The 25,616-nt window shown below is 40.7% G+C and carries 24 protein-coding genes; 7 read left to right on the forward strand and 17 right to left on the reverse strand.

Annotated elements, in window-relative coordinates; genetic code table 11:
- Positions 1 to 29: 29 nt before the first annotated feature.
- From mtnC to AAG807_RS07130, 3 genes are read right to left on the reverse strand one after another with little or no spacing between them, the layout of a single operon-like run.
- Positions 30 to 725 carry an acireductone synthase gene (gene mtnC, locus AAG807_RS07120; RefSeq protein WP_341901922.1) on the reverse strand — a complete coding sequence of 232 codons (696 nt, stop codon included), beginning with the start codon at positions 723 to 725 and terminating at the stop codon, positions 30 to 32.
- A 9-nt stretch (positions 726 to 734) separates the two neighbouring features.
- Positions 735 to 1,454 carry a hypothetical protein gene (locus AAG807_RS07125; protein ID WP_341901923.1) on the reverse strand — a complete coding sequence of 240 codons (720 nt, stop codon included), beginning with the start codon at positions 1,452 to 1,454 and terminating at the stop codon, positions 735 to 737.
- A gap of 8 nt (positions 1,455 to 1,462) precedes the next feature.
- Positions 1,463 to 2,002 (reverse strand): cupin domain-containing protein, encoded by a 540-nt coding sequence (locus AAG807_RS07130; RefSeq protein WP_341901924.1) that lies wholly within the window; start codon positions 2,000 to 2,002, stop codon positions 1,463 to 1,465.
- Positions 2,003 to 2,165: 163 nt separating this feature from the next.
- Between AAG807_RS07130 and AAG807_RS07135 the strand changes: the two genes are divergently transcribed.
- The 3 genes from AAG807_RS07135 to AAG807_RS07145 all read left to right on the forward strand — a co-directional run bounded on the left by AAG807_RS07135 (position 2,166) and on the right by AAG807_RS07145 (position 5,219).
- Entirely contained in the window at positions 2,166 to 3,026 is an 861-nt protein-coding gene (locus AAG807_RS07135; RefSeq protein ID WP_341901925.1) for an OmpA family protein, read from the forward strand.
- A gap of 135 nt (positions 3,027 to 3,161) precedes the next feature.
- Positions 3,162 to 3,884 (forward strand): hypothetical protein, encoded by a 723-nt coding sequence (locus tag AAG807_RS07140; protein WP_341901927.1) that lies wholly within the window; start codon positions 3,162 to 3,164, stop codon positions 3,882 to 3,884.
- A 159-nt stretch (positions 3,885 to 4,043) separates the two neighbouring features.
- Complete coding sequence (locus tag AAG807_RS07145) at positions 4,044 to 5,219, forward strand: YCF48-related protein (RefSeq protein WP_341901928.1); 1,176 nt, start codon at positions 4,044 to 4,046, stop codon at positions 5,217 to 5,219.
- A gap of 54 nt (positions 5,220 to 5,273) precedes the next feature.
- Here AAG807_RS07145 and AAG807_RS07150 read toward each other — a convergent pair whose 3' ends face one another.
- Positions 5,274 to 6,407, reverse strand: a complete 1,134-nt coding sequence (locus AAG807_RS07150; protein ID WP_341901929.1) for a pirin family protein — start codon at positions 6,405 to 6,407, stop codon at positions 5,274 to 5,276.
- A gap of 137 nt (positions 6,408 to 6,544) precedes the next feature.
- Here AAG807_RS07150 and AAG807_RS07155 point away from each other — a divergent pair, with 137 nt between their 5' ends.
- Genes AAG807_RS07155 through AAG807_RS07165 form a run of 3 tightly spaced genes read left to right on the forward strand, consistent with a single transcriptional unit; the run spans position 6,545 to position 8,059 of the window.
- Positions 6,545 to 7,126, forward strand: a complete 582-nt coding sequence (locus AAG807_RS07155) for a hypothetical protein (RefSeq protein ID WP_341901931.1) — start codon at positions 6,545 to 6,547, stop codon at positions 7,124 to 7,126.
- Entirely contained in the window at positions 7,123 to 7,461 is a 339-nt protein-coding gene (locus AAG807_RS07160; protein WP_341901933.1) for a n-acetylglutamate synthase, read from the forward strand. Before AAG807_RS07155 ends, AAG807_RS07160 begins: the two co-directional genes overlap by 4 nt.
- Before the next feature lie 37 nt (positions 7,462 to 7,498).
- On the forward strand, positions 7,499 to 8,059 hold the full coding sequence (locus tag AAG807_RS07165; protein ID WP_341901934.1) for a hypothetical protein: 561 nt from the start codon (positions 7,499 to 7,501) through the stop codon (positions 8,057 to 8,059).
- A gap of 1 nt (position 8,060) precedes the next feature.
- Here AAG807_RS07165 and AAG807_RS07170 read toward each other — a convergent pair whose 3' ends face one another.
- The 13 genes from AAG807_RS07170 to AAG807_RS07230 all read right to left on the reverse strand — a co-directional run bounded on the left by AAG807_RS07170 (position 8,061) and on the right by AAG807_RS07230 (position 24,415).
- Positions 8,061 to 8,357 carry a hypothetical protein gene (locus AAG807_RS07170; RefSeq protein WP_341901936.1) on the reverse strand — a complete coding sequence of 99 codons (297 nt, stop codon included), beginning with the start codon at positions 8,355 to 8,357 and terminating at the stop codon, positions 8,061 to 8,063.
- A gap of 4 nt (positions 8,358 to 8,361) precedes the next feature.
- Positions 8,362 to 9,552 (reverse strand): YCF48-related protein, encoded by a 1,191-nt coding sequence (locus AAG807_RS07175; RefSeq protein WP_341901938.1) that lies wholly within the window; start codon positions 9,550 to 9,552, stop codon positions 8,362 to 8,364.
- A 103-nt stretch (positions 9,553 to 9,655) separates the two neighbouring features.
- Positions 9,656 to 10,258 (reverse strand): methylthioribulose 1-phosphate dehydratase, encoded by a 603-nt coding sequence (mtnB, locus tag AAG807_RS07180; RefSeq protein ID WP_341901939.1) that lies wholly within the window; start codon positions 10,256 to 10,258, stop codon positions 9,656 to 9,658.
- 1 nt (position 10,259) lies between these two features.
- Complete coding sequence (locus AAG807_RS07185; RefSeq protein ID WP_341901941.1) at positions 10,260 to 11,153, reverse strand: sterol desaturase family protein; 894 nt, start codon at positions 11,151 to 11,153, stop codon at positions 10,260 to 10,262.
- 12 nt (positions 11,154 to 11,165) lie between these two features.
- Positions 11,166 to 11,984 carry an orotidine-5'-phosphate decarboxylase gene (pyrF, locus tag AAG807_RS07190; protein WP_341901942.1) on the reverse strand — a complete coding sequence of 273 codons (819 nt, stop codon included), beginning with the start codon at positions 11,982 to 11,984 and terminating at the stop codon, positions 11,166 to 11,168.
- A 149-nt stretch (positions 11,985 to 12,133) separates the two neighbouring features.
- The gene (locus AAG807_RS07195) at positions 12,134 to 12,910 is read right to left on the reverse strand and encodes a DUF4249 family protein (RefSeq protein WP_341901943.1); all 777 of its coding nucleotides are present in this window, start codon (positions 12,908 to 12,910) and stop codon (positions 12,134 to 12,136) included.
- A 105-nt stretch (positions 12,911 to 13,015) separates the two neighbouring features.
- Positions 13,016 to 15,337, reverse strand: a complete 2,322-nt coding sequence (locus AAG807_RS07200; protein WP_341901945.1) for a TonB-dependent receptor — start codon at positions 15,335 to 15,337, stop codon at positions 13,016 to 13,018.
- A 164-nt stretch (positions 15,338 to 15,501) separates the two neighbouring features.
- On the reverse strand, positions 15,502 to 16,581 hold the full coding sequence (gene prfA, locus AAG807_RS07205) for a peptide chain release factor 1 (RefSeq protein WP_341901947.1): 1,080 nt from the start codon (positions 16,579 to 16,581) through the stop codon (positions 15,502 to 15,504).
- Positions 16,582 to 16,734: 153 nt separating this feature from the next.
- Positions 16,735 to 17,907, reverse strand: coding sequence for an AIR synthase related protein (locus tag AAG807_RS07210; RefSeq protein ID WP_341901949.1), 1,173 nt, complete (start codon positions 17,905 to 17,907; stop codon positions 16,735 to 16,737).
- Positions 17,908 to 18,022: 115 nt separating this feature from the next.
- Entirely contained in the window at positions 18,023 to 20,197 is a 2,175-nt protein-coding gene (locus AAG807_RS07215) for an OmpA family protein (protein WP_341901950.1), read from the reverse strand.
- A 163-nt stretch (positions 20,198 to 20,360) separates the two neighbouring features.
- Positions 20,361 to 21,389, reverse strand: coding sequence for an RluA family pseudouridine synthase (locus AAG807_RS07220; RefSeq protein WP_341901952.1), 1,029 nt, complete (start codon positions 21,387 to 21,389; stop codon positions 20,361 to 20,363).
- Positions 21,390 to 21,392: 3 nt separating this feature from the next.
- Positions 21,393 to 23,612 carry a T9SS type A sorting domain-containing protein gene (locus tag AAG807_RS07225; protein WP_341901954.1) on the reverse strand — a complete coding sequence of 740 codons (2,220 nt, stop codon included), beginning with the start codon at positions 23,610 to 23,612 and terminating at the stop codon, positions 21,393 to 21,395.
- Between the two features lie 14 nt (positions 23,613 to 23,626).
- Positions 23,627 to 24,415 (reverse strand): PASTA domain-containing protein, encoded by a 789-nt coding sequence (locus AAG807_RS07230; protein ID WP_341901955.1) that lies wholly within the window; start codon positions 24,413 to 24,415, stop codon positions 23,627 to 23,629.
- 150 nt (positions 24,416 to 24,565) lie between these two features.
- Between AAG807_RS07230 and AAG807_RS07235 the strand changes: the two genes are divergently transcribed.
- The gene (locus AAG807_RS07235; RefSeq protein ID WP_341901957.1) at positions 24,566 to 25,543 is read left to right on the forward strand and encodes a D-alanine--D-alanine ligase; all 978 of its coding nucleotides are present in this window, start codon (positions 24,566 to 24,568) and stop codon (positions 25,541 to 25,543) included.
- The last annotated feature ends 73 nt before the right edge of the window (positions 25,544 to 25,616 follow it).

A 25,616-nucleotide genomic window follows, 5' to 3' on the forward strand; every position in this document is an offset into this window, starting at 1 on the left:
AGCTGTGTTAAGAATTGATTCTTCTGTTATTATTCGAAAGTGATCTCATCAAACGAAGTGACAAAATGCTTCCAGGAAGGAGTCATTCCTTCTCTAGCCAATTGAATCGTTTGAAACCCGTTCGAATCTGCTGCCTCCAATTCTTCTACGATATCACTTAGAAAAAGAATTTCGGAAGCCTCTAATTGAAGGATTTCAGCAATTCTCGAATACGTTTCTGCGTCTCTCTTTCCGCCTGTATTGGTATCGAAGTAATTGGAGAAGTAAGGAGTCAGATCTCCTGAAATGCTATATCCGAAAATTAATTTTTGTGCAGGAACCGAGCCCGACGAAAAAACGCCCAAACCAATTCCTTTCTCTTTCCATTTTTTTAGATTCGAAGCCACTTCCGGGTAAACATGACCTTTCAGCTCTCCATCGCGATAACCTTTATCCCAAAGAACTCCTTGCAGGGTTTTCAATGGCGTAATTTTACGGTCTTCCACACTCCATTCATACAATTTATCGATGATCTCCTGTTCGGTGGAAATGGTTTCTCCGTCTTCCGATTTTGCCAGTTGAATCGTTTGTTCGAATGCTTCTTTCACAACCGGATTGTCCGTCATTTCTCCCAAATCCAGGATGTTATTTCGGAAATAAGGAAACAGTTTTTCAGCAACAAAGGAAATGGAAGAAGTGGTTCCTTCAATGTCGGTGAGAATGAATGAAATTTTACTTAAAATCATAGTACAAAATTAAGATTCTCCTGCAGTTCTGTATTCCTCTTGTGTCTTTTCTTTTGGAGGATGAAACGTATCGATATAGGCCCAAAGAAAATTGCAAAGAAACATCCATGCGAGTGAAATATAACCAAAATGGGTTTCATCATTTAGAATCCCATCGATGCAACCAATAATTATCGAACCTAACATGTAACTGACCAACTTGTATTTGGAATTTTTGCTAAAAGGTAAAAATGCACTCCAATCGGTTATTTTATAAGGGTTAAACTTTATAAATTGCCGCCGAAATCCAACATATTCAACTGCCAGCAATGATAATGAAATGCTAATGACAGTGGTCCATTCTCCATCCCATTTCATTAAAAACCCATCGAAATCCTTTACCTGAAGTACCTTATAAAAATAAACCGCTATCAATCCTCCTGCAATCATACAAACTACTCCAAGGGCAAAAGTGAAAAGAAACTGATTGAGAATGAAACTTATCCATTTTCCGATTACAACGAGCGATCTGGCCATATCCGGATTATCATGCTTACCAGCCAGAGCAGCAACAACACTATCCTTGTAAGAAAGTTCTGAAATGGTAAGGTAGTAATTGAAGAACAAGCTAAAGAAACCAATGTTGATGAAAACAGTTGTTTGACCGACATCCCACGACCAACAGAAATAACCTATAATGGAAAGGATTGCCCAAACAAAACTAAGAACAAGAGAAAACCACCGCTGCATCCGAATGATTACTTCTGAACTACAAAATCAGAAAACCGCTTTTCCAATTCTGATCCTGTATACTCCGGAACCCATCCGCTCATATCGATAAAAATGCGGATTGCTTTCACAAACGGATTGGTTTCACCGGCATCAAACCAGTGTTTTGTACCTGCCGGAACGGAAATCAAATCTCCCTGCTCGCAAAGCAAATTGAAAACCGGTTCCTTTTCCAAATTGAACCAGAACAAGCCTTCTCCATCCACAAAAAAGCGAATCTCATCTTCGGAATGTGTGTGCTCTGCTAAGAACTTGGCACGAATTGCTTCGTAATTTTCCGTCAGTTTATTGATCGTGATCACATCTGCAGTTTGATAACCTCCTGCATTCATAAACGGAGTCAGGCTCGATTCATATGCTTTCAGGATTTCTTCCTGGTTTGCAGTGTCCTCAAACACCACGTCTGCCTGCCACTGATCAAAAAAGATTCCGCGGGCATTCATGAATTCACGAATTTTCTTCGGATTACGCTCCGTAACATTCAAATCTGGAATAGATAATACTGCCATGAAACAAATTTAGCTAATTCCGAATTACGAATGCCAAATTGCCAATTGAAATCACATGGTTCAAATTCACAATTAACCCTAAACTCTCCTAAAAAACAATAATTATTCCCTGCTACTTTTCCGAATTCCCTATTTTGATTCTCAATTTAAAATACAAAGAGTTATGAAAGTGTTTAACAAATCTATTTTGATGGGCGTATTCGCCGTTGGAATGCTGGCAGTGTCCTCTTGTAAACCCATTTACACATGTGGTGACCCTGTTCCGGAGAAAAAGAAAGGTGGAAAACGACTCCAGGCAGTTGTGGCAGAGCGGGATTCGCTATGTACCTCCCTCGCTGACCAAAAATCGGTAAACGAGCGACTTACAGCCGACAACAAAAGTCTTCAAAACAGGCTTTCCGGACAAGTGAACATCAATGAAAATCAGTCGGCGGAGCTTAGCCAAAAGGAGCGCGATCTTCAAAACAAAGACAAGGATCTTGAGAACAAAGAACGCATGCTTCGCGAAATGCAGGCAATTATTGCCCGTCAGGATGAACTAACGAAAAAACTGAATCAGACTTTGCGTGACGCATTGGTAGGATTTAACTCAGATGAATTGACCATGGAAATCCGAGATGGCAAGGTGTATGTTTCCATGTCCGATAAACTGCTGTTCAAATCCGGATCTACAGCCGTGGAACCAAAAGGAGTCGATGCATTGAAAGTACTCGCTGACGTACTGAACAAAAATCCGGATATCCAGATTTTGGTGGAAGGTCACACGGATAACGTTCCGATTAAAACTGCGGTCTTCAAAGACAATTGGGATTTGAGTGTTGGTCGCGCAACCATGATCACACGCATGTTGAATGAGAAATATGGTGTTGCTGCAACGCGTATGACCGCTTCAGGTCGCGGAGAATATTATCCGAAAGCATCCAATGAAACTCCGGAAGGAAAAGCAAAAAACCGTCGAACAGAGATCATTCTTTCACCGAAATTGGATGAGATTATGAATTTGTTGAATAGTTCTGGGAAATAGACTTAGAAGAGGCAAGACTAATAGAGTCAAGACTAAAGAGCACTAATAACTTTTGTCTTGACTCTTTTGTTTTTTAGTCTTGTCTCCATCTGAAAATGCTACTTTTAAACCGAAATCCCCATCTTGAAATTCAGTATGAAAAACGTATTCCTGATCTTCACCCTCCTGCTCGGTTTTAATGGCTATTCCACCCTTTCTGCAGATTCTTTAAAACTGAGTGTTTTGAAACAATTGGGAATCAAGGAAACGGAATTAAAGGAAGAATTATGGGCAGAAAAGGTTCTTCCCTATGCAAAAACGCAAACAGTGATGGTCGTTCCTCATCTCATAGACGAAAATGAAATCGAAGGTATGTTCACACTTGATGCCGTAATCGTGGTGGTCAATAACCAAACCGGTAAGATTATTCAGCAATACAAGGAGGAGAATCTGATTTTTTCAGATGCTGTTTTTATTTCGGAATTTATTATTGATACAGCACCTTATATGTTGACAAAGCAGATCCGTGCATTTGGGATCCGCGCGCAATTTTACGGAAGCAGCCATGCTAATCCCTACTCAGAAGTGCAGCTTTCGCTCTTTGTCCAGGAAGGTAATTCTTTGCGACAAGTCCTGAAAGAAGAGGTTATTGAACAGTCTTCCGGTGAATGGAATACCGATTGCAATGGCAGATTCCACGATATGAAATCCATCATTTTATTTGAAACAGAAACAAGTAAGTCCTATTTCAACCTGGTCATTAAAAAACGAAGCTCTATCAAATTGAATGAAAAGATCAAAGGCGAATGCGAAGAAAGAATCACCGATAAACAAGAAAAAAAGAAAGTCTTGCATTACGATGGGAAATCTTATAAATAAACTGAATAGAGGCAAGATCAGAAGAGGAATTTCAGTTTTGTCCCTTTTATCTTTGGTCTGATTCCTCCATTGAATTCCCGTGAGTATTTCAAACTATTTTCGCCGATTAAGTTTGAATTTAATATCTTTGATATTATCTATCGCTAAATCAAACAACCTATGAAAAACTTTCTGTTTTCAATAAGCGCCGCACTTCTTCATTTATCTTCATTTGCACAATGGACAGAACAAACCAGTAATACCAACTTCAATCTGAATGATGTTTTTTTCACATCCGATAGTGTTGGTATGGCAGTTGGTGATAATGGAAGGTTGGTTAAAACAGTAGATGGAGGAACCAATTGGGTTGAATCAAATCCATTCTCCGGATGTAATTCATACGCTATACATTTCGCCACAGCGGATTCAGGATGGGTTGCCGGCACATGTGGTATTTACTTTACAAGTAATGGTGGTCTTAATTGGACACTTCAAACCTCAGGAAATGGAAAAGTTCTCAATGATATCTTCTTCTATAACTCACTAGAAGGTTGGGTCGTTGGAAATGAGATGACCATCTTATCAACCATTGACGGAGGAACTAATTGGTCCATTGATACCCTGACATCTAGTGTACCAGGTAATCCACTTCTTGCGGTATACTTCCGCGACGAACATAATGGCTGGATCGGTGGCGGTGAAAAACTCCATTTTACAACAGACGGTGGACTGAACTGGATTCCGGGAAGCAGTCTTTTAATTGATTGGATTTATTCAATGGATTTCGGGGACAATTACGCTGGAGTTGCAGCTGGAATGGCCGGATCCTCTACATACACATTTGACTGGGGTTCTAATTGGAATTTTGATGGGTCAATAACAGCTAACTATAAACCCATTTATGGTGTAGATTTTTCTTCTCCGGATTCCGTTTATTCAGTCGGGAAAGATGGGCTGATTTATTTTTCCAACAACTCAGGCACAAGTTGGACACCTCAGACTAGTGGGGTAACAACTAATCTCAATGCCGTTAATTTTCCGTCTTCCAATGTAGGATATGCTGTTGGTGATGCCGGAACGATCATTAAACGCGGAGGCAGTTATTCCGGATTATCGGAAGATTATACAGTATATCCGAATCCGGCAACTGACTTAGTAAATATACCGCTCCATACAATCGGGGAAGACGTAGGAATTGCTTTGCAGAATTCAATGGGAACACACATTCCAATGGATATCAAATCCAATGGCGATAACCTGGAAATTAATATAGAAACACTTCCAACAGGTGTTTATATCCTAAAAATAACAACTGATCAGGGCACCAAAATTAGCAGACGTTTGTTGAAATTATAGTAGCGAAGAAACCGTTTGAGATAACAAACACTTAACCGGTCTTGTTGTCTCTAATTAAATCTCTTTCAGCTCTTCCCTTCCATCTGCATGCAATGCAAAACGCGATTTCTCTCTGGCGTGCACCTGATCGTAACGTTCCCATGGCCAACCTCCGAATTGTGTTTCATGATAGTCATCAAAAGCCTGCTTGATCTCTTCTTTCGTATTCATCACAAACGGACCGTATTGCATCACTTGCTCATCGATTGGTTTTCCTTGCAAGAGGAACAAACTTGCCGGTTTATCGTGTGATGTCAGTTTTGTTTCCATCGACGGATCCAGGAAAAACCCGGAATACGATTCGAATGATTGCTCATTGATCGTCAAGGCATCTCCTTCATAGAAAAACAAGCTTCTATTCACCCCGACAGATGATTTCGGTAATGATATGGTTGAATGCGGTTCCATTTTGATGTTGACCACCAAGACTTCATTTTCTTTTGGAAAAGCCCAGGAATCCGGTGGTGGAAGGACAGCTTGTTGTTCGCCCCAACTTCCTGCTATCAATTCAACCAACACCTTGTCGTTATCAAATTTCAGATTCGGAATATCTTCACGCCACAACATTTTGAAATGCGGCTCCACCATTTTATCCTTTTTCGGAAGGTTCAGCCAAACCTGGAACAATTCCAACGGATTTTCTTCGGATTGCGACATCAAAGGGAACATTTCCGAATGCTGTACTCCTTTTCCGGCAGTCATCCATTGCACATCGCCATTTCCGTAGCGACCGGCTGCACCCAAGGAATCCGCATGATCCACCAATCCGTGACGCACCACTGTAATTGTTTCAAAACCTCGATGCGGATGCCCCGGAAAACCAGGAACTTTCTTTCCGTGATACATACGAAACCCATCCTTGATGATGAAATCATCTCCCATGTGCCGACCCTTGAAGTATTCCGCATCCGGTCCCATTTGTTCATTCCCTTTTGGAAATTGGTCTTCGTGATGCACACAAAACAAGAACGGATCTTGTGTTTCCCATTGAAAACCCAATGGAAAAAAACGTTTAACTGGATTCATATTTTTCTCTATTTCCGGTTCAGATTCTCCTTTTCCACTTGCCAACCAAGGCAAAGCAAAAATTCCTGCAGATGCTGCAGAAAGGCGCTGAACAAAATTTCTACGTGTGACTTCTTTACTCATGGATGAATTATTTACCCGGGTACTAATTTAAAGAAAAGCAACCTGAAAAAACAAATTTTGTTTGGTAAAAAGGGTTAAATGAAATTCGATGACTTTGTTTTTTCGCATCTTTATCACAAAAAAATAGCATAACCTAAATGAAACAAATTCTAATCTCAATCCTGCTGATTTTTGGTCACTCCTTATTATATGCTGGTTCAGCTAATCATTTGAAACATTTATTCACCCATAATTCCGCAGTAGGAACTGACAGTTTAATTCTGAAACTTGCCGAAATGAAAACTGACACATTGGATTGTTCGGCTGATACCTATTGGCAAATCATTGCAAAGGGTAAAGAATACATTCCGAAACTAATCGCTGCTTTAACGGATACAACACCAACAAGCATTTATAACATTTGTAAAGGTGGAAATCTCAATATCGGCGATTTGTGTTACTTTGCTTTAGAAGAAATTGGTGACTTTCCAGCATATATGGTCACCAGAATTCAATTTGACGTGATAGAGGTAAAAGATAATTGGAGTTGTTGGAGTTTTTATGAATACTTATTTGATAATCGGAATAAATTGGAGTATCAAGAAAAAGCAAAAACATTCTATGAAAAATCAACATTCAAATTTGTAAAATTCCCAAATTCAAAAATGACCGACTGCATGAAAATGTATAACATCACGGGGAGATATAAGTTTATAGAATATAAGGCATTAGATAGATGAACTACCACAATAAAAAATTCCGACCAGTCAGCAATACCGAGAACGGGGAAACTTCCGAAGAAACGCTTTTTCATTATCAGCAAGAAGGAAACATCCTGACTTGTTCTTATTCCGGCGGACAGATTGTTAGCGGACAACTCATTGGTTTGGTAGATTCCATTGGAAACATCGATATGCGCTATCATCAAGTCAACAGCAAAGGACAACTGATGACAGGAATTTGCAAATCGACCCCGGAAATTTTGAGCGACGGCAGAATCCGTTTGCACGAAATGTGGCAATGGACTTCGGGAGATCAATCAAAGGGAAATTCAGTGTTAGAGGAAATCAATTAACTTCATAGTATCAAATGATACTATCAACCAAATTTCAATGAAAAAAATATCCCCCCCTTTCTTATTATTCATTTCAACTTGTTTCTTTTCGTTTGTCATTTCTGCTTCTGCACAAGAACTCTCTTCTTCCGAGAAAAACACTTGGAAAACCGCTTTAAAAACCATGGAGAGATCAGATCAGTTGTATCGTGGAAAAATGATTAAGCAACCCGAATTGAATACTGATTCGATTTGGAAACTTCAATCTGCCATTGATTCTTCAAACAAACAACAGTTTGTGGACTTGACCAAACAATTAGGTTATCCTTCATTGAAAAGGGTCGGTAACGAAACATCTATGGGATTGATTCTGCATTTTACGTTGGAAAACGATTTCGCTGAATTGAAAGACTTGTTCAAAGTTGAATTGGATAAAGGAAACATGCCTCCAAAACACTACGCTTGGTGGTTTGACCGTTGTCAGAGAAACATGAATAAACCTATTTACTTCGGACAATACACTAACGAGAAATTTTGCGGGGAGCAACTGAAAACGTTCAATCAAAGAAGAAAGGAAATCGGTTTGGAAGCTTTGGAAGCGAATCCGGATTGTAAGTAGGTCACCTTTTTATCCTGTAATATTTCAGGATCAGGAGTATTAAAAGGATGATGCTCAGTAGGAAAAGAGTAAACGAAACCCCTGCTCCTCTTTCATAAATCAGAATCTGATTTTCCGGAACCATTCCTTCCTCCAGCGGGAATTCATACAAAAATCCAATCACAGCAGCCCAAAGAATACTGCACATGGAAACCAAATAAAACAGATTTGCCCCTCTTTTCACCTTGAAATAAAAGGTGAGGATGCTCAATAACATCAAGAGAAAACTGGTACTTAAAAGGAGAAGATCATACTTCATCGTATTACTCCTTCACCAACTTCCGCATGGCAGTCAACGAACCGGATTTAATCTCCGCGAAATAAACCCCTTTTGTACAAGCGCTTAGATCAATCGTGTTTCCATTCTCGATGGATGCAATTCGTTCCCCATTGACGGAAAACACTTCGATGGAGAATTTGGTGTTCAATTCAGAAGAAACTGTGAAAACTCCATTACTCGGGTTCGGACTGATCTGAATACTCCAATCATCAATAGATTCTTCTATTCCTGCGGTATTGGTAGCCAAACGCAAGATTGTTCCGTCCAATCCACAAGTATATCCTAATCCATTGGCAGGAAAACAGGTTCCCAATTGGCGCGATGAGGTAGTTGGCACGAGTACCCAACCAGCCCCCTGAGAAGTTGTTTTGTAGATCGTACTTGTATTTCCTGCGATGCTTCCTCCAACTGCAAAACCAGTGCTGTTATCCGGGAAAAAGCCCAATGAGTTCAAAGTCGTGCCTGAATAATCATCGGTTGTCCAAACCGATCCTCCATTGGTTGTCCGAAAGATAATCGATTCATCCGAACCACCGATTGAACCGGTGATCACGCCCGTATTCGCATCCGTAAAATAAACATCGGTCAAGGAAGGCGTATTCATGCCACTGGATTGAAAATTCCAGACTTGTCCGCCATTCACTGTTTTCAAAATAGTTGCTCCGTCTCCTACAGCGTAGCCCACAAATTCCGAAACAAAGAAGATTTTATTCAATTTGAATGAAATTCCGGTGTTGGTCGCCGTCCAGGCATTCCCGGAATTGGTTGAAATCAAAATCGTACCGTTACTTCCGGTTACATACACATTCACCCCATAAACAAAAATTCCAGTCAGATCGTTGGTTGTTCCCGAATTTACGGTTGACCAGCTTGTTCCCGCGTTAGTCGTTTTAATGATTTTACCTGTTTTTCCAACAGCGATATAAATGGAAGAACTCAAAAAAGCTACAGCTGTTAAATCAACCGAAGTACCGGAATTGGAAGCCGTCCAGGTTAAGCCTGCATCGGATGTTTTGCGGATTACTCCTGAATTACCGACAACCATTCCTTTGGAAGGTGTCGCAAAACTGATTCCATTCAATTGACTGGTAACACCGCTGTTTTGAGGTGAAAAGGTTTGTGCTATTGAAAACAATCCAATAAAAAAAGTAGCTATTGTAAGAGTAAATTTCATGCGTGTTATTTGGTTAAATGCCTTTTCCCCGGCAGATTTTAATTGATGTTATCAATTAACAACGAAGTGGAAATTGGAATGGTTGGTATTTCGTGAAAAAAAATCAATTGGAAAACTTCCAATCCACTTCGAATAAATATTCTGCTGTTTCCAAATGGCGTTTTGCTTCGAACAGGTTTCTCCCCCAGGCATAGGTTCCATGTTGACGCATGATAAATGCCGGAACCGTCAAACGTGCTTTTCCTTGTTCCAAAACCGCTGCAAATGCCGGCATGTCCTGTGTATTGTCGAAAATAGGAAGGTGAACAGTGGTTTCGTGCGTTTTGATTCCTTCAAAGCCTTTCAAAACTTCATAACCGCTTAATTCCACTGCCTCTTGTTTCTTCATGGATTGCAGCACCGAATACACGGAATGACTGTGAACGATGCACATCATTTCAGGAAACAATTGGTACAACTTGCAATGGATCAACGTTTCTGCAGAAGGTCGAATTCCTTCAAATGCCGGAAGTACTTGTCCCAGCATATTCACTTCCATAAAATCAGCGGCTGAAAAAACCGATTTGTCGATCCCTGATTTCGAAACCACAATCACATTCGGATTGGCAGCCGAACGGAACGAATAGTTGGTGGAAGTAGCAGGTGACCAACCTTTCTGATGATATGCACGGATTACCTCTGCTAATTGATCCTTTAAATCTTCCATTCTAATCGTTTTGGGCTTGTTTGAGTTGATTGCGCAATTCCTTGGATGTCATCGTACTTCCATCGTGGCTCCATCCGGGAGGTTTGGTGATGTACAACCATTTATTTTTCAATCCTTTTGTCTTGCGGACGTCTTTGTAGATAGCTACCCATTCATGGAAAACCACATTCGCAGGGTTTTGAGTGATCTGCTTCTCGTAGAGACCGAATTGAATCGGAAGGTCGTCGATTTCAGCCTGAAAAGTACCAAACAGGTGATCCCAGACAATGAGGATCATTCCCATATTCTTATCCAGGTATTCCACATTGGATGCATGGTGAACCCGGTGATGGGAAGGTGTTACTAAAAAATATTCCAGGATTCCCATTTTTTTGATAGCCTTGGTATGAACCAGGATTCCATAGGTCTGGGTGATTGAATACATGATAAAAATATCAAACGGCTCGAAACCAAGAAATACCAGAGGAATGAACCAAATAAAGCGATAGACCGGTTGGAATACGGAAGAACGGAAACCCGTTGTCAAATTGAATCGTTCGGAAGAATGGTGTGTCACATGGATCGCCCAAAAGAAACGCACCATGTGATCAATTCGATGGATCCAATAGAAAATGAAATCCTCCGCAAAAAACAGCAACAACCAATAATACCATGAATGAGTGTCCCAGGTAATGAAACGAAGATCAAAGAAGGAAAGAAGAACAAATAGGGTGATTCCGCGCATCAGAACGTCGATCCCCATATTTGCAATCATCAGATACAGGTTTTGGATCGTATCTCCAACTGAATACAACTTTCTATTGTGCCAATTACTTAGTATAATTTCACCTAAGATCAAAAACACATAAATCGGTGTGCAAATAAAAATGATGAGTTTTTCTACGTAATCAACCATGGAAATTTCGTTTTAGAAATTCTTCGCTGTCAAAATTTGAGCCATTTCTTCCTGCAACTTCAAAGCTTCTTTTCTAGCCTCGTTTGCAAAATCAGCTGTATTCGCTGCGTAAATAATCGATCGGGAAGCGTTTACCAATAAACCACAGTCATCATTCCAACCATATTTGGCAACATCTTCCAAACTTCCTCCCTGCGCTCCAACTCCAGGAACCAGGAAAAAATGATTCGGAACAATTTTACGAACTTCAGCTATCCCTTCAGCTCGAGTTGCTCCGACAACATACATCAGGTTATTTTCAGAACCCCATTTGGAGCTCTTTTTCAATACTTTCTTATACAATTCTTCTCCCGAGCTATCCGTTGTAAATTGAAAATCCAATGCCCCCTTATTGGAGGTCAAGGCCAATAAAATCACCCACTTATCCTTAAACTCCTGAAACGGTGTCACCGAATCTTCTCCCATGTAAGGAGCAACGGTCACCGCATCACAATTCAGATATTCAAAGAAGGTTTTTGCATAATAGGTCGAAGTGTTTCCGATATCCCCACGTTTGGCATCAGCAATGGTCATACAATGGGAAGGAATGTAATCAATTGTTTTTTTCAGGGATTCCCATCCTTTCGGTCCCAAAGCTTCGTAAAACGCCACGTTTGGTTTATATGCAACGCATAAATCCTTCGTTGCATCAATAATTGCCTTATTGAATTCAAAGATCGGATCTTCTGTCTGCAACAAATGAGCAGGAATTTTATCCAGGTCGGTATCTAAACCCACACATAAAAATGATTTCTTCTCGCGAATTTGCTGAATCAACTCCTGTCTTGTCATCAAACTAATTTAAGAGTGTAAAGATACAAAGTATCCCTAAATAATTAGATGAAGAATTTCTTTAAAAATTTCTGATTCATCAGCATCCGGTGGACCAACTTAGCCTTTACTGAACTTATGCGGATATCCCGGATTCAAACAATCGATTTTTAATTGATCACAGCTGTTCCTGTATCAAAAGTTCTGGCAGAAAAATACCCCAAACAACCTCCGGTTAAATTTGAAACCGGATTTGCAGGTGTCGCACTGCTGGATGAATTCACGCTCAATTGATTGAAATAGGAGTGAACCGGCTTGTCAATACAAAAGAAATCTACCCGTACCGAATCACCTACCACTAAATCCTGAATAAACAAGGGTTGAATGGTCAGATTTCCATCCGTGAATTGGTCGTCCTGAATGAAAATCGCTTTGTCCCGAATACCGTTTCTATAAACATGAAATTGATAGTAATTTGCGATTCCCTGCTGATCGAAATGCGCCGGAACTACTGCAATCAAGGTATCTGTACCAAAAGGATAAAAGTCAACAAGCAACTCTGCTAGCGGCTGATAGAAAGGCATGGTACTGCTCCCGGAATAAGTCGTTCCCTCCACAACAGCAGTCAAGGTATAGGTTCTTCCTTCGACACCCGGATAAGAAGTCAATTCATACCATCCGTTACCGACAGAAGTGAAAGTTGCTGCATTACCCAGGTTGTCAACCACCGTGACTACTGCATTATCAACCGTTGGAGGATTTGTGCTTTCATCAAAGTTCTGGGTTTTCGTGATCCGGACACGTTGTAAAGTGTCACCTCTCAAGATAGTGCCTTCTATCACGACTTTTTGTTCGGTGTCATTCAAATCGATATCAATTACTTTCTCACAACTTGAAATACCGAGAAGGACACTAAGCGAAACAAGAGTTATTAGTATGAATTTCATCTTTGTTGTATTTAATTTGTTCAATCCACAGAAGTGAATTCTTTCTATGCTTTAATTTTCTCAATCCACTTCCGTGGATCATTTATCGTCCGCCGCGGCGGACTCTTATTTGAATTTAAAATTGTACGTAATTGCCGGAACTATTTTAAACAAGGTGGTTTGAACCGCCTCAGTTTTGGACGGATCATCCTCATTTTCCCGGAAGGTAATGGAATATGCATTTTCATGTGCATAGGCATTGTAGATGGAGAAATTCCAACTGCTTTCAAATTTCTTCGTGTTTTTGCGAAGCCAGGTGACTCCCAAATCCAATCGGTGATAATTTGGCATTCGGTAACCATTACGCTGAGTATAGATAAAATAGGTTTGTCCATCAACCTGGTACTTCCCAGAAGGGAAAGTCACTGCATTTCCGGTATAGAATACAAATAATGCGGAAATTGACCATTTTGGTGTAATGTCGTAGATCCCAACAATGGATAAATCGTGTGTTCTATCCTGTTTCGCCAAGTACCATTTCCCATCGTTGATTCCTTCGATTTTGCGCTCTGTGCGAGAAAGCGTATAACCGATCCAACCGGTGAACTTACCCGATTTTTTCTTCAACATGATTTCCAAACCATAAGCGCGACCGATTCCGGAAAGCAATTCTCCTTCCAGACGCTCGTTTGCCTGCTCATTCGCTCCGTTTTTATAGTCCAGTTGGTTTTGAAGCCATTTATAATAAAGCTCCGTGCTCAATTCTAATTTGTTATCGAAAAAGTTCTTGAACCAACCTAAAGCCACCTGATCTGAAATTTCCGGTTTGATATTCAAACTGGAAGAAAGCCATACATCTGTCGGTGAACCTGAAGTGGAATTAGATACCTGATGGATGTTCTGGGTATTTCTTGCATAAGCCGCCTTAATGGATTGCCCTTTCAAATACTGCCAACTGAAGGAAAGTCTCGGTTCAACGAAAAAATACGATTTCAACAACTTGTTCTTCGCATAGTCATTGGTTGTCGCAACTGTTCCATCCGGATTATACGTGTACATTTCATCACCACTGGCAAGTGCCATCAGATTGGATCCGCGCAAGCCATAGCTCATCGTGAAGTTTTCCGTGATGGTGTAATCATTCGTGATATAGACTGCATTTTCAACTGAGTTTGTCGGTTTCAATCTTTTTGCATTAATCCCGGAACCTTCATTCGAATCGATCTGACCCGGAGTAATTCCGTGATTGATTACGTTCAATCCGATTTTAACCTTGTTCCGGTTATTCGGGAACCATTGAAACTCTTGCTTTAAATTGAAATCCTGAATCTGAGATGTAATATCAAATTTCACATCCCCTCCTGAAATGGAAATCTTGTAATCGTATTTACTGTAGATGAATGAGGTATTTGAAAACCACTTTTCGTTGATGATGTGATTCCAACGAAGGGTTCCGGTTGTATTCCCCCAATTGATTCCGAAAACATCTCCCAACCCCAGTTTATCTCTTCCGAAATACCCCGACAAAAACAAGCGGTCTTTTTTACCAACCCGGTAATTCACTTTCGCATTCAAGTCGTAGAAAAACAGCTTGTTGTCTTTGAACCTATCAGATAGTTTCAAGAACAAATCCGCATAGGTTCTTCTTCCTGAAACTAAAAAGGAGGCTTTGTCTTTTGCAATCGGACCTTCCACAATCAATTTGGAAGAAATCAGACCGATTCCTCCTCCAACATTGAAGCGCTTTTGGTTTCCATCATTCATTTTGATATCCAGAACGGAAGAAAGTCTGCCTCCATAGTTTGAAGGTTGATTTCCTTTGTAAAGCATGGCATCCTTGATCGCATCGGAATTGAATGTGGAAAAGAACCCCAGCAAGTGACTTGCATTATAAACCGGCGCTTCATCCAATAGTATCAGGTTCTGGTCTGCTCCACCACCACGGACATAAAATCCGGAACTTCCTTCTCCGGCATTTTTCACACCCGGAAGTAATTGCATGGTCTTGATCAAATCCTTTTCACCAAAAATTACGGGTATTTTGGAAATTTCCTTCGGATCGATCTTTTCAACTCCCATCAACGGATCACGGACATTTCCATCCGGTCTGTCGGAAGTGATCACGACTTCTTCCAATTCCTTTTCGTCCTGGTCCGTTTTCAATTGAAAATCGATCGCTTGCGAAACGGACAGGTCCACTTCCTTTTCAATCCGGAGATAGCCACCCGCCGAGATCTGGATGGTATACTTTCCTACAGGCAATGTCAGCGAGTAAAACCCGTATTCGTTCGTAACAGCACCTAATTTCTGGTCCTTTACACGAACAACGGCTCCGATAATTTCTTCTCCTTTTGAATAATCTTTAACTGTTCCACTTATTGTCGCATTCTCTTGTCCGAAAGAAATTGCAGTGATCAGAACAACTAAAATGGATAATCCTAATTTCATATTGTTGAGTTGAGGTGTAAAATTCGCATTTATCTCTTCATTTCGAACAAAAAAATGGTGAATGGTTGTCATTATTCGGTTAATGGTGTGTTAAAAAACAAAAAAGGTGATTTCGACTCCGCTTAACCACCCTTCTTTTCTTTATTTTTTTAATTATCAATTTTTTAATTCAGTTCACCCTTCATTTTTTCTGCGTTTTCTGCCATCTTCAGAGCATCGATCATTTCCTGAATGTCTCCGTTCATAAAAGCACTCAAATTGTAGATCGTCTTATTGATCCGGTGATCCGTTATACGTCCTTGCGGATAATTGTATGTCCTGATCTTTGCAGAACGGTCACCGGTAGAAACCAACGTTTTGCGGTGAGCCGCACGTTCCTGGTGAACACGGTCCAATTCTGCCTGGTATAAACGGGAACGCAAGACAGAAATTGCCTGCGCCAGATTTTTATGTTGAGAGCGGCCATCCTGACATTCCACCACTACTCCTGTAGGAATATGCGTCAGACGAATAGCCGATTCTGTTTTGTTAATATGCTGTCCACCCGCTCCGGATGCTCTAAAGGTGTCTTTACGGACATCATTCATGTCCAGTTCAAAATCCACCTCTTCCGCTTCAGGAAGTACCGCTACGGTAATCGCAGAGGTATGTACGCGACCTTGAGATTCTGTTTCGGGAACGCGTTGCACGCGGTGCACACCTGATTCGAACTTCAACATTCCATAAATTCCTGCACCGGAAATACTCATGGAAACCTCTTTGTATCCTTTTGCGGAACCTTCGGAAGAATTCACAATTTCGTAAACCCAACCCATTTCCTTGAAATACATGGTATACATCCGGTAAATGTCTTCCACGAAAATACATGCCTCATCTCCACCAGTTCCTGCACGTAACTCGATAATGGCATTCTTATCATCTTCCGGATCCTTGGGAATCAACAAGACTTTGATCTCTTCTTCAATGACCGGTCTTTGCTGTTCCAGCTCGTTGATTTCCATCTTGGCCATCTCGCGCATTTCAGGATCTGTTTCAACATCCAGTAATTCTTTGGAGCTCTTCAGGTTGTCCAAAACATTCTTATAAGCTTTATAAGCGTTATCAACTTCCTCCAGATCTCTGTATTCTTTATTCAACTTCACATACCGATCCATATCTGAAATGATCTCCGGGTCAGTAATCATCTTACCCACCTCTACAAATCGAAAATGAATTGCTTCCAGTTTACTTAATAAATCTTGCATCTATTTTTTAATCTTTTAATTCTTATTCTCATTCAAAACAGAGAATTATAAGCTTTGCGCTCTCCGCTTCTTAGCGGTAAGAATAAAACGAGTTGTTTTAAACCGCAAAGAATCAAAGGACGCGAAGTCTAAAGTTCTCTCTGAAGTTTATAGCTAACCGTTGTAGACGAACTCTCCTACTTCTGAACGAACGGTTACTTGTTTGCCCGACATTTTCTCCACGCGACCAATGATTTGTGCATCAATTCCAAACGACTTGCTGATATCAATAATTTGCTGTGCTTCGCTCTCCGGTAAGTAAACTTCCATTCGGTGTCCCATGTTGAATACCTTGTACATTTCTTTCCAGTCAGTACCTGATTCTTCCTGAATCATTTTGAAGAGTGGTGGAATCGGGAACAGATTGTCTTTGATCACATGCACGTCATCCACAAAATGAAGCACTTTTGTCTGCGCTCCACCTGAACAATGAACCATTCCGTGAATGGACGAACGGCAACTGTCTAAAATTGCTTTGATAACAGGTGCGTATGTTCTGGTAGGAGAAAGAACCAACTTCCCGGCATCTATGGAAACTCCGTCAATCTTATCTGTCAAATTTTTCGAACCCGAATAAACCAGATCCGCAGGAACTGCTGCGTCAAAGCTTTCCGGGTATTTTGCTGCCAATGTTTTATTGAATACGTCATGTCTTGCGGAAGTGAGTCCGTTGGAACCCATTCCTCCATTGTATTCGTTTTCGTAAGTTGCTTGTCCGTAAGATGCCAATCCGACAATCACATCACCACCTTGAATGGTGTGGTTTGAAATAACTTCTGATCGCTTCATTCTACAAACAACCGTGGAATCCACAATGATTGTCCGAACCAGGTCACCGACATCTGCCGTTTCACCACCAGTCGAATAAATTCCGATTCCCTGTCCGCGAAGCGTTTCCAATAGTTCTTCCGTTCCATTGATAATTGCTGCAATCACTTCTCCGGTAATCAGGTTCTTATTTCTTCCGATTGTGGAAGAAAGCAGGATATTTTCAGTTGCCCCGACGCATAGCAAATCATCGATATTCATGATCAATGCATCCTGAGCGATCCCTTTCCAAACAGAAACGTCTCCGGTTTCTTTCCAGTACATGTATGCCAGAGAAGATTTTGTTCCGGCACCATCCGCATGCATGACGATACAATACTCCTCGTCTCCTGTCAAATAATCAGGCACTATTTTACAAAATGCTTTTGGAAACAAGCCTTTGTCGACTTTTTTGATCGCATTGTGAACTTCTTCTTTTCCTGCGGAAACACCTCGTAAGTTGTATCGGATATCTGACATACTAAAAATTGAAAGGGCAAAGTTACAAAATTCCTTTGAGAGGAAGGAGCACAAAAAAAGCCCCGACATTTATCGTCGGGGCTTTTTAGTTCTTATTTCTTCAGCTAAGCTTGAATTACTTCGCTTTTGGCAATGCTTTGTAAATTAAGTAATCTGGACTTGCAGGAGGATATGTGTTTGGATCGAATTCCAAAGTAACCACTTTTCCTTCCGTACGTCTGTTATACTGTTGTAACTGTTCGAACAATTTCTTGTTTGTTTTCTTGAAGGTATTCATATATGCCTCTCTCAAAACAATCACCTGAGTTCCAGGGATCGGATCACCATTCACGTCTCTCGGCTCTGACTCGAAGTACTTACCGGCAGACAAGTAAACCGTTCTTGGCTCACGCTCTCCTTTTCCAACAGGAATAATTCTTCTTGGGTCTACTCCTTTTTCCTCCACTAAGAACTTGTAACAAGCTTTAGCACGGTTTTCAGAAAGAACCTGGTTGTATACGTCATTACCACGTGGATCCGTATGTGAACTCAACTCTAATACCAATCCCGGGTTATCAACCAATAGGTCGTAAACGAATAACAAGGAATCTTTTGAGTTAATCGTAGAATCAACTAACAAATCCCATTTTGCCAATGGATAACGTACCTCCGGAAGACGAATTGGTTTCTTGATTGGGAATAATCCCATATCCAATACGAAATCCTGGTTGTAGATCAGATTTTTAGTAGAAACTGCTGCTCCGGCTTTATTCTCATAATATCCTTCTTTGGAAATCATGATCTTGTAATCAGATTCTTCAGCGATGTAACGATCTCCGTTTGGTTTTTTATCCCAGAATACAGAACCGTCTTTTGCAGTCAAACCTTCCCATTTCTCATTTGCATTTGATCCGGTAACAACCACTTTCACACCTTCGATTTTTGTTTGACGTGTTTTATCAGTCAAGTCAAATACATTCACTTTCAAACTGAAGATGTTCGGAGGTAATTCATACATCCATAAATCCGGGCTGAATTGCTCACCTACATTTCCTTTACGCTCTGAAGTGAAATATCCCTTACGGTCATCAACCTGAACCATCGCATAGTCGTTGAACTCAGAGTTGATCGGAGAACCAAAATTCGTTGGTTTTTCCCATTGGTTTTTATCTCCTATCTTTTCAGCACGGAACATATCCAATGCTCCCATTCCAGGAAGACCGTCAGAAGCATAAATCAAATCTCCGTTCTTAGCGAAACTTGGGAACAATTCGTTTCCTGCAGTATTGATTTCAGGCCCCATGTTTACAGGCATTGTCCATGAATCACCTTTTTTATCGTAAGTCGTGTACCACAAATCGTGTCCACCTTGACCACCAGGCATATCTGAAGCAAAAATCAAGAATTTCGCATCATCCGTAACACATGGGTGACCAACAGACAAGGTATCGTTTGGTTTCAAAGAAAGTTTTTTCGGACGTTCCCATCCTTTTCCTCCTAATTCAGACATATAGATGTCACAACCTAAATTTTTCTTTTTAGTACTTGGACAACGCGTAAAGAACATCGTTTTACCACGTGCATCGATACACAATGTACCTTCGCTGTCTTCTGTATTGATACTATCACCAACAATTGGCTTTGGCTCTAACCAGTTTCCTTTTTTATCCAATTCAGAAACGAAGATGTCCATGTATTTTTGACAAGTCAAAGGATCTTTTGCTTTTCCTTCCAAACCTTCACGCTCACTGGATGTTCCGAAAGCAATTTTAGTTTCTTTCTTATCAACAAACATCGGCGCCATTTCGAAACCTTCTTTATTCAAGGCTTTTACGTTAGAAACCGTATGACGCGTTCTGTTTTCTTTAAATTCTTCGAACATCTTGCATGAAGCGATACCTACATCGGCTCTCGGATCGTCCGGAACTAAAGCTTTATACGCTGTATAATTCTCCTGAGCTTTCTTCAATTCACTCATTTGGCGAAGCATTTCCGCATTATACAACAAAACAAGCGGTTCTTTCTTTTGGAACTTTAATAGAATAGCTTTTTCATACCACTCGTTAGCTCTTTTGAAATTATCTGTCAATCTGTAGCATTCAGCCGTTTTGAAGGCCATATCCCCCTTCATGGCAAGACCTGACTTAGACTTACGTTTGATTTTAGAATAAGCTAGCTCACATTTAGATGCTGCTTCGCAGTAATTCCCACTTCTATACTGAGTATTTGCATCTTTAATTTGTTTCACTTGTCCAAAAGACACGCTGGAAACAACTAAAAGTCCAGATAAAATAAGCGTTTTAACATTCATAGCAAGGTGCAATCTTTATTATAGTAAACACAGTGAAAATCGACGAACTATGGATTAAAGTTATAGTTGTTGAATAATCATGATTGCCGAAATTAAATTAAAATTTTGAATACGCGCTATTTATGATAGAAAAAAAAACGTCTAAAGTGCTTTTTGTGATTATTTATTCAGCGACGTATCTATCCCATTTTTGCAGTAAAACCTGAAATCCTTCCGGTAAATCGGACTCGAACTGCATCCATTTTCCTGTTTTCGGATGTTGGAATCCTAAAGATTTTGCGTGCAATGCCTGTCCCGGGAGTAAATCAAAACAATTAGAGATAAATTGTCTGTATTTATCGTGTGTGGTGCCTTTTACGATTCGATCACCACCATATTCCAGATCATGAAATAACGGGTGTCCTTTCCATTTTAAATGGGTTCTGATCTGATGGGTTCTTCCCGTCTCCAGTTTACATTCAACCAATGTGACCAATCCGTAGCGCTTCAAAACAGTCACATGCGTCACCGCGTGTTTTCCATAATCTCCATCCGGAAAGACTGTCATCACTTTGCGATTGTTCAGCGAACGACCCAGATTTCCTTCTATCCGCATATCTTCTTCCACGTCGCCCCAAACCAAAGCCTGATATCTTCTTTCGGTCGTCCGATCGTAAAATTGCTTCGCCAGATTCGTTAACGCATCTTCCGTTTTTGCAACGATCATGATCCCTGTCGTGTGCTTATCCAAACGATGCACCAAACCGGGTCTTCCAAAGTAATCAGATTTTCGTTCAGGCAGATTATCGAAATGATAAACCAAAGCATTCACCATCGTTCCGGTATAATTACCATATCCGGGATGAACAACCATATCGGCGGGTTTATTCACTACAATGACATCATCGTCTTCATAAACAATGTCCAAAGGAATATCTTGCGGAATTAATTCCAATTCACGAACAGGATAAGGCAATACAATCGCCACTTCATCCTTCGGTTTTATCTTGTAGTTCGACTTAACAGATTTCCCGTTAACAACTACACTTCCATTTTTCGCTGCCGATTGAATCTTATTCCGGGAGGTATTTGGAAGCCTGTCTAATAAGTATTTGTCTATTCGTACAGATTCCTGACCCGGGTCTGCAGTAAAACGGTAATGTTCAAAAAGGTCTTCTTCTTCTTGTTCAACATCCTGAACATCTTCATTCATCTCTTATCTAATAATTTTTTTAACTACCTGGGAGTTGTTCAATCTCAAAAAGTAAATTCCACTTGGAGAATCACTTAAATCAAAGCGCAAATCTTCAGTATCAACATTCAAAAGGATTCTTCCTTGTGAATCAACCAATACAGCACCGGGGAAAGTCGTTTCCGATCTCCAATCGATGTTCACTATTCCTGTTGTCGGATTCGGGTAAACAGTCCATTCTATTTCTTCTCTGGATAGTTCACCGACTGCCAGGTTGATATTGTCACCCGTCTGAATGATCGGCCTGATCATCGGAACTCCTGACTGTGAAGAAGCATTCCAGGTAATCCCGGCATTCAACGAGTAATACAATTTATTTGTCTGCGGTGTATTTTTATCAAAGCCAACATTCAACGGATCTGCATCAATTTGTCTCATCCCGACATAAAATGCACCGGCACTCGACGGAAGCGGAAGTCTTGTATCTTTTAATATGTAATCTGTAAAGATGCCTCTTCCCTCTTCATAAATTGGGGTTCTCGGATAGAAGAATTGATCTTCATAAAGAACTGCCCCGGGGACACCACCTGCATCTGCCCAAACAGTCAGTAGGAATAACTTATTGGATAAATCCTTTACCGTCGGAACAAAACAGATCCGAACTCCAAGCAAGGTGTCTGACTGATAAGGTTGGAATTTAAGTGCCACTCTTCCCTGTACCTGAGAAATTCCGTAAGCTACTTCCGCAGAACCATCGTCATAGGCGTAAACATTTTCAAATACCTGCTTGGTATACGATGAATCGTTCATTGCCAAATTTGGAAAAGGGGCTCCGGCACTTCCGATCACATCAAATGTTTTGGTAGTGACAGACGGTGTAGTGGAGAAAGTATATGCTCCCGTGAAATCATGCACACTTGAATAAGTTGTTCTAGGAGCATAGTTGATGTTCCCTCCGGACAATGTCTGTCCGATCAAGGTAAAATTCCCTTCAGTCGTTCCTGCGAAATCAACTTTCACACTTCCGTTCATGTTATTCTCAGAGATATTCGATCCATTTCTTACCGTCACTTTTACATTCGGATTCATGTGAGTCGGTTGATTCACCCAATGCTCCCAGGGAACTTCCGTATAGGTATCAACGAGCGACCCAATCGGGTAAACGAATGCAAAATCTTTAAAAAGTGTATCCTGATAACCACTTCCGCTTCTTAAGTGAACATAATCCAGATGGAATTCATCCAGCATTCCGGAAAGTCCACCGTAGTTTTTAAATCGGAACTTGAACCCGTTTGTCAAATAGGCCGCATCCACGATTCTCAAATGCCCCAACTTAAACCCGTTCTCAGAACCTCCATTGATAGCCCAAACGCGTTTCCACTCGTCTGCTCCCTGATCAAAAAACTCCAGCACCAATGAATCTTGCAATTCAGGAGCATCACCGAATCCCTGGCGTTGAACCAGGAAACTGAGATAAATGGAATCATTCGGAGCATACGAGGATAAATCAACGGTTTTGGAAGTCAGATAATCTGCATAGTCAGTTAAAGTGGTTCCAATTGCATACGGATAACCCGTTTCATCCAGACCGTCGAACGTTACGACTCCCAATGTCCACGGATTTACTGCATGTGTATAATTGTGGTATGCGGACAGATCTGTCCAATATTTATTCGGATTTGATTCATGAGCAAAAAAGACAATAACCGAATCTTGTTTTGTGTCCGGATTTGACAAGGCAATGGTATCCGAGGCGTTTACAAAATCAGTCGTATCGAAGATATTGTAAGGCGGATAAAGCTGAATCTGCGAATAAACAACGGGATAATTCTGAAAATCAGCCATCTTAATCGTGATTAAAGGCAACTCCGTTTGCGTCGTTATTCCAGCAGTAGTACTGTAGCGTTTGGTTGGTGTCGTAGAGAACTTCTTATCAACCGTCAAAGGCACATCAGCCAAGTCTGTCAAATAGAAAAATTCCTGTTCCGTCACACCTGCATCCCCTGGCTGTGCATCCAAATCTGAGAATTTGGAATGGGAAAACTCATCCAAAAGAGGTAAGGACAGCGTGTCAAAAGAATAAACAAATGTGCTATCGATATTGGTTGTGCTTTTCAAGTTAAGAGCATGGGATCTTTTGGCTGAAACCCCTCTTTTCATTGCACCGATCGGACTAAGAACCTCTTGTCCGAAGGAAATACAACCAATTACAAATACGAAAACGGATACTAAACTAAATTTCATCTAATCAAAATTATCTACCTCTTTTCAGCTGAAATCATAATGGTTGTACCTGAAGGAACTGTAACCCCTTCAACAAATTCGGGGCTTTGAGAATAAATAACAGCATTTGCTGAGTCCGCGGCGTTTGTACATCCATCGCATGAACCAACTGAAATTAGTAGCGATATTCCACTTAAACGCGCTTTGGCATCAGATATTGTCAATCCATTCAAATCAATCACCGTCACAGGTTGCGCATTGTCATTCTGACCAACAACCAAAGTAATCGTACTTCCGACCGGAATTTTTGTTCCTTCCTTGATCTCTCTTCCGTTATAAAGTTGTCTCAAGACAGCTCCATTCGACTCACTAGTAGGGACGTATGTTTTGCGGCATTTCAACCCTCTGTTTTTCAGGATGCTTTCTGAGATCCGTTCGGATTTGTCAATCAGGCTTGGCATTTCAACCAAACGTGATTTCTTGGAAACCTGAACACGGATAATTCGCCCGGGCTTCACACACACCAAGGATTTTGACGTAGGAAGCGGATCTTGTGAAACAATTGTTCCCGAAGGTAATTCAGGTCTGTAAATGGAATCCAATACTTCTATTTTCAATTCCAATTCTTCCAACTTGGATTGCGCGCTGCTTGTTTTCAACCCAACCACATTTGGGACATCGATTTTCACACCATGATTCGTTGTTGAATCCAAATAGAATACAACGATGGTGATCACTAAAAAATAGGTAAGCAAAATGAAGATTGAATGCTTCAAAAAATGCTTGCTCCAAACAAATGCCTTAAGCTTCTGAAAAAACTTCATAAATCGATTGTAAGTTGCACAAATATAGAAAGAATGTTTCTGCAAGGATGCACTGCCAAGACGAAGCTTTTAACAATCTATTCTGAAAACTTTTCTCCCTTAAGAAAATCACGGTTCAAATATCCGCTAATTTTGTAAAAAAATGAAGGTATGAAACTAGTTGGTTTGTTTTGTGGCGGTTATTCTTCGGAATTTGAAATCTCTTTGAAAAGCGCTCAAACCATCATGGATAATTTTCCAAATGGGTATGAAGTGGTTCCAATTCATGTGGTTGAAACCGGTTGGTTTGTTCCACAAGGTCCTGAAAAGCTTCCATTCTCGATTGAGACGATGAGCTACTCAACCAATGGTGCGGTGCGTAAAATCGATATCGGATTGATCTATATTCATGGAAACCCGGGTGAGAATGGAAAAATTCAAGCTTTGTTGGACATGAAAGGAGTTCCTTATGTGAATTCCAATGCGCTTGCTTCCGAATTGAGTTTTGACAAGTGGTACTGCAATCAGTTCCTATCTCGTTTCGGCATTCCTGTTGCAAAATCCCTTTTCATGAAATCACGGAATGCTTATACGGCAGACCATATACTGAATGAGTTGGGATTACCTTGTTTTGTAAAACCTTCCGATTCAGGTTCCAGTTTTGGTATCAGTAAGGTTTCCAAGGCCGAGGATTTACAAAATGCATTGGACAAGGCTTTTGAAGAAGGAGATACGGTCGTGATCGAATCTTTCCTGAAGGGAACGGAAGTCACTTGCGGAATCTATCGTTCGCCAAACGGTTTGGTAACGCTTCCCTTAACCGAAATAGTTACTGAAAATGATTTCTTTGATTACGAAGCGAAATATCTGGGGCAATCGCAGGAAATAACCCCTGCGCGGATTCCGGATTCGATTCGAAATAAAGTTTGGGAAGTTTCCAAAGAAGTTTACTCCTTGCTTCAACTCAAATCCATTGCCCGAATTGATTTCATGTTGGTGGATGATATTCCACATGTGATTGAAGTGAATACTACTCCTGGTTTCTCGGGAGCAAGTCTGGTTCCTCAAATGTTAGGAGTTCACGGAAAATCAATCCGCGACTTTTGGACAGAGATTTTCGAAGTGGAGCTAGCTTCAAACAGAAGATAATTTAGTTATTTATTTACCGCAAAGAGTGAAAGGGCGCAAAGATTGGGAAATTCACTTTGCGTTCTTTGCATCT

This window comes from Fluviicola taffensis DSM 16823 (assembly GCF_943372375.1).
In the GTDB taxonomy this organism is placed as follows: Bacteria; Bacteroidota; Bacteroidia; order Flavobacteriales_D; family Crocinitomicaceae; genus Fluviicola; species Fluviicola taffensis_A.